This window comes from Trueperella sp. HMSC08B05 (genome assembly GCF_001808405.1).
GTDB lineage: Bacteria > Actinomycetota > Actinomycetes > Actinomycetales > Actinomycetaceae > Trueperella > Trueperella bernardiae.
Window position 1 is genome coordinate 1 of sequence record NZ_KV793252.1, and the last position, 5,184, is coordinate 5,184.

A 5,184-nucleotide genomic window follows, 5' to 3' on the forward strand; every position below is an offset into this window, starting at 1 on the left:
ATCAAGTTTGGTGACGGCGTTGTCCTACTCTCCCACACCCTCTCAAGTGCAGTACCATCGGCGCTGGTAGGCTTAGCTTCCGGGTTCGGAATGGGACCGGGCGTTACCCTACCGCTATTGCCACCGTCAAAATAACGGGGCCAACCATAACGGTTGGTTTATTCAGTTATCTGGGCCGGTTAGTGTGGTGGCCCAGAATTGTATAGCGGATGCGAACAACAAGTTATAAAAGTTTTTTAAGTGGTCGGCCAATTAGTACCAGTCAGCTCCACCCATTACTAGGCTTCCACGTCTGGCCTATCAACCCCATGGTCTATAGGGGGCCTCACAACACTTAATGTGTCTGGGAAACGTTATCTTGAAGCAGGCTTCCCGCTTAGATGCTTTCAGCGGTTATCCCTTCCGAACGTAGCCAACCAGCCATGCACCTGGCGGTACAACTGGCACACCAGAGGTTCGTCCGTCCCGGTCCTCTCGTACTAGGGACAGCCCTTCTCACGTTTCCAACGCGCGCAGCGGATAGGGACCGAACTGTCTCACGACGTTCTGAACCCAGCTCGCGTACCGCTTTAATGGGCGAACAGCCCAACCCTTGGGACCTACTCCAGCCCCAGGATGCGACGAGCCGACATCGAGGTGCCAAACCATGCCGTCGATATGAACTCTTGGGCAGGATCAGCCTGTTATCCCCGGGGTACCTTTTATCCGTTGAGCGACGGCGCTTCCACAAGCCACCGCCGGATCACTAGTTCCTACTTTCGTACCTGCTCGACTTGTCAGTCTCACAGTCAAGCTCCCTTGTGCACTTACACTCAACACCTGATTACCAACCAGGCTGAGGGAACCTTTGAGCGCCTCCGTTACCATTTAGGAGGCAACCGCCCCAGTTAAACTACCCACCAGGCACTGTCCCTGAACCAGATCATGGTCCAAGGTTAGACATCCAGCACGATCAGAGTGGTATTTCAACAATGACTCCACCATCACTAGCGTGACAGCTTCACAGTCTCCCACCTATCCTACACAAACCGTACCAAACACCAATACCAAGCTATAGTAAAGGTCCCGGGGTCTTTCCGTCCTGCTGCGCGAAACGAGCATCTTTACTCGTAATGCAATTTCACCGAGTTCGCGGTTGAGACAGCGGAGAAGTCGTTACGCCATTCGTGCAGGTCGGAACTTACCCGACAAGGAATTTCGCTACCTTAGGATGGTTATAGTTACCACCGCCGTTTACTGGGGCTTAAATTCTCAGCTTCGACCCAAAAGAGTCTAACCGATCCTCTTAACCTTCCAGCACCGGGCAGGCGTCAGTCCGTATACATCCACTTACGTGTTCGCACGGACCTGTGTTTTTGATAAACAGTCGCTTCTCCCTGGTTTCTGCGGCCATCACCCCTAGCACGTAAAGTGCTTCAAGGATCAGGCCCCCCTTCTCCCGAAGTTACGGGGGCATTTTGCCGAGTTCCTTAACCACGATTCACTCGAACTCCTTAGTATACTCTACCTAACCACCTGTGTCGGTTTAGGGTACGGGCGGCTAGAACCTCACGTCGAGGCTTTTCTCGGCAGCACAGGATCACTCTACTTCGACCATTCGGTCTCATCATCCAGCCTCACTTTATACGTTCCCCGGATTTGCCAAAGGAACAAGCTGCGCTGTTAAACGTGGCAAGCCATAAGCCACGCGGAAGCTACCACTCTGCGTCACCCCTGTTAACACGCTTGCCTACAACAAGATCAGGTCCCACGCCCACCACACCACCAACCCCCGAAAGGGCTAGCAATGGGCAGGGATGGTTAGTATCCCCTGCTTCAGCATGGACGGTCCTTCGCCGGTACCAGAATAACAACTGGTTGCCCATCGACTACGCCTGTCGGCCTCGCCTTAGGACCCGACTAACCCAGGGCGGACGAACCTGGCCCTGGAACCCTTAGTTATTCGGAGGACGGGATTCTCACCCGTCAATCGCTACTCATGCCTGCATTCTCACTCGCACTCAATCCACCACACAGTCACCTGGCAGCTTCACCTCAAGCACGACGCTCCCCTACCCAACAAAAAAATGTTGCCACGGTTTCGGCGGTGTACTTAGCCCCGCTACATTGTCGGCGCGGAATCACTTGACCAGTGAGCTATTACGCACTCTTTCAAGGATGGCTGCTTCTAAGCCAACCTCCTGGTTGTCACAGCAACTCCACATCCTTTCCCACTTAGCACACCCTTAGGGGCCTTAACCGATGATCTGGGCTGTTTCCCTCTCGACAATGGAGCTTATCCCCCACAGTCTCACTGCCACGCTCAACTTAACCGGCATTCGGAGTTTGGCTGATCTCAGTACCCGGTATAAGGGCCATCGACCATCCAGTCGCTCTACCACCAGCAAGCACACGCAACGCTGCACCTAAATGCATTTCGGGGAGAACCAGCTATCACGAAGTTTGATTGGCCTTTCACCCCTAACCACAGGTCATCCCCTCCATTTTCAACTGAAGTGGGTTCGGGCCTCCACACGCTCTTACACGTGCTTCACCCTGCCCATGGCTAGATCACCTCGCTTCGGGTCTAGAACATGCAACTACAACGCCCTATTCAGACTCGCTTTCGCTACGACTACCCCACACGGGTTAACCTCGCCACACATCCTAACTCGCAGGCTCATTCTTCAAAAGGCACGCCATCACCCCCACCAAGAAGGCTCTGACGGATTGTAAGCGCACGGTTTCAGGTACTATTTCACTCCCCTCCCGGGGTACTTTTCACCATTCCCTCACGGTACTATCCACTATCGGTCACACGAAGTATTTAGGTTTACACAGTGGTCTGTGCAGATTCACACGAGATTTCACGAGCCCCGTGCTACTCGGGACAACCACAAAGAGAGCATGAGGTTTCAGCTACAGGACTATCACCCACTACGGTCCAGCTTCCCAACTGATTCGCCTACCCCACACCTTTATCACTCCACGACCCCATGCCGGTAAGGCCACATGGCTCCCACAACCCCGAATGCGCAACGCCCGACAGCTATCACACACACCCGGTTTAACCTCATCCGCTTTCGCTCGCCACTACTCACAGAATATCTCTTCCTACGGGTACTAAGATGTTTCACTTCCCCGCGTCACCCCCAACCACCCTATACATTCAGGTGGCGGTACCCAGAAACAACTCCAGGCAGGTTCCCCCATTCGGACACCCTCGGATCACAGCTCGTATGCCAACTCCCCGAGGCTTATCGCAGGCTACAACGTCCTTCATCGGCTTCGTGTACCAAGGCATCCACCGAACGCCCTTAAACACTTACAAAAACCAAAAGATGCTCGCATCCACTATACAATTCTCAACCACCACACCAACACCACACACAAACCCAAACAAACAGCCTGAAAACTTGCGCATGGGTGGCCAGGGCCTGTTACCCCACACCCCAACAGCATGCCAGCCAATCACATTGCGAACCACTAAAAACCCCACAACAACACCCACAACCACCATGATCGCAGGCACATGAGGCTCCTTAGAAAGGAGGTGATCCAGCCGCACCTTCCGGTACGGCTACCTTGTTACGACTTCGTCCCAATCGCCAATCCCACCTTCGACCGCTCCCCCCAAAAGGTTAGGCCACGGGCTTCGGGTGTTACCAACTTTCGTGACGTGACGGGCGGTGTGTACAAGGCCCGAGAACGTATTCACCGCAGCGTTGCTGATCTGCGATTACTAGCGACTCCGACTTCATGGGGTCGAGTTGCAGACCCCAATCCGAACTGAGACCAGCTTTAAGAGATTAGCTCACCCTCACAGGCTCGCAACCCTCTGTACCGGCCATTGTAGCATGCGTGAAGCCCAAGACATAAGGGGCATGATGATTTGACGTCATCCCCACCTTCCTCCGAGTTAACCCCGGCAGTCTCCCGTGAGTCCCCAACCGAATTGCTGGCAACACAGGACAAGGGTTGCGCTCGTTGCGGGACTTAACCCAACATCTCACGACACGAGCTGACGACAACCATGCACCACCTGTACACCACCCCGAAGGCTGCACCATCTCTGGCACATCGCAGTGTATGTCAAGCCTTGGTAAGGTTCTTCGCGTTGCATCGAATTAATCCGCATGCTCCGCCGCTTGTGCGGGCCCCCGTCAATTCCTTTGAGTTTTAGCCTTGCGGCCGTACTCCCCAGGCGGGGCACTTAATGCGTTAGCTACGGCGCAGAACCCGTGGAAAAGGCCCCACACCTAGTGCCCAACGTTTACGGCGTGGACTACCAGGGTATCTAATCCTGTTCGCTACCCACGCTTTCGCTCCTCAGCGTCAGTGGTGGCCCAGTAACCTGCCTTCGCCATCGGTGTTCCTCCTGATATCTGCGCATTCCACCGCTACACCAGGAATTCCAATTACCCCTACCACACTCTAGTCTGCCCGTACCCACTGCAACCCCGAAGTTAAGCCCCGGTCTTTCACAGCAGGCGCAACAAACCGCCTACGAGCTCTTTACGCCCAATAATTCCGGACAACGCTCGCGCCCTACGTATTACCGCGGCTGCTGGCACGTAGTTAGCCGGCGCTTCTTCTGCACATACCCTCAACCAAAAAGGCCTTGTTCTGCACTGAAAGGAGTTTACAACCCGAAAGCCTTCATCCCCCACGCGGCGTCGCTGCATCAGACTTGCGTCCATTGTGCAATATTCCCCACTGCTGCCTCCCGTAGGAGTCTGGGCCGTATCTCAGTCCCAATGTGGCCGGTCACCCTCTCAGGCCGGCTACCCGTCGACGCCTTGGTAGGCCATCACCCCACCAACAAGCTGATAGGCCGTGAGCCCATCCCTATCCAGAAACCCTTTCCAACCCCCACCATGCGATGAAAGCAGAATATCCGGTATTAGACCCAGTTTCCCAGGCTTATCCCAAAGACAAGGGCAGGTTACTCACGTATTACTCACCCGTTCGCCACTAATCCACCACAGCAAGCTGTAGCTTCATCGTTCGACTTGCATGTGTTAAGCACGCCGCCAGCGTTCGTCCTGAGCCAGGATCAAACTCTCCACAAAAAACCAAACCAACCAAACAGTCAGTAAGATCCATACAGAAAGCCTGACAAACAGACTCAAACAACCAGAAAAACTGGCAAAAAACACAACCAACCAAAAAGGCCAGCTGCAAAAAAACACAACATAAAAAGCT

The 5,184-nt window shown here is 54.1% G+C and carries 1 protein-coding gene and 3 rRNA genes; all 4 read right to left on the minus strand.

Translation table 11 applies throughout. The annotated features are described in order from the left end of the window. Window positions 1–11: 11 nt before the first annotated feature. The 4 genes from rrf to HMPREF3167_RS06170 all read right to left on the minus strand — a co-directional run bounded on the left by rrf (window position 12) and on the right by HMPREF3167_RS06170 (window position 5,051). A 5S ribosomal RNA gene (gene rrf / locus HMPREF3167_RS06160) occupies window positions 12–128 on the minus strand. A 104-nt stretch (window positions 129–232) separates the two neighbouring features. Then, window positions 233–3,310 (minus strand): 23S ribosomal RNA (locus HMPREF3167_RS06165). Further along, window positions 3,305–3,511, minus strand: a complete 207-nt coding sequence (locus tag HMPREF3167_RS09975; protein WP_201783186.1) for a hypothetical protein — start codon at window positions 3,509–3,511, stop codon at window positions 3,305–3,307. Before HMPREF3167_RS09975 ends, HMPREF3167_RS06165 begins: the two co-directional genes overlap by 6 nt. A 14-nt stretch (window positions 3,512–3,525) precedes the next feature. Continuing rightward, window positions 3,526–5,051: ribosomal RNA gene (locus HMPREF3167_RS06170) — 16S ribosomal RNA — on the minus strand. Together the 16S, 23S and 5S rRNA genes form the textbook arrangement of a ribosomal RNA operon. Window positions 5,052–5,184 lie beyond the last annotated feature (133 nt).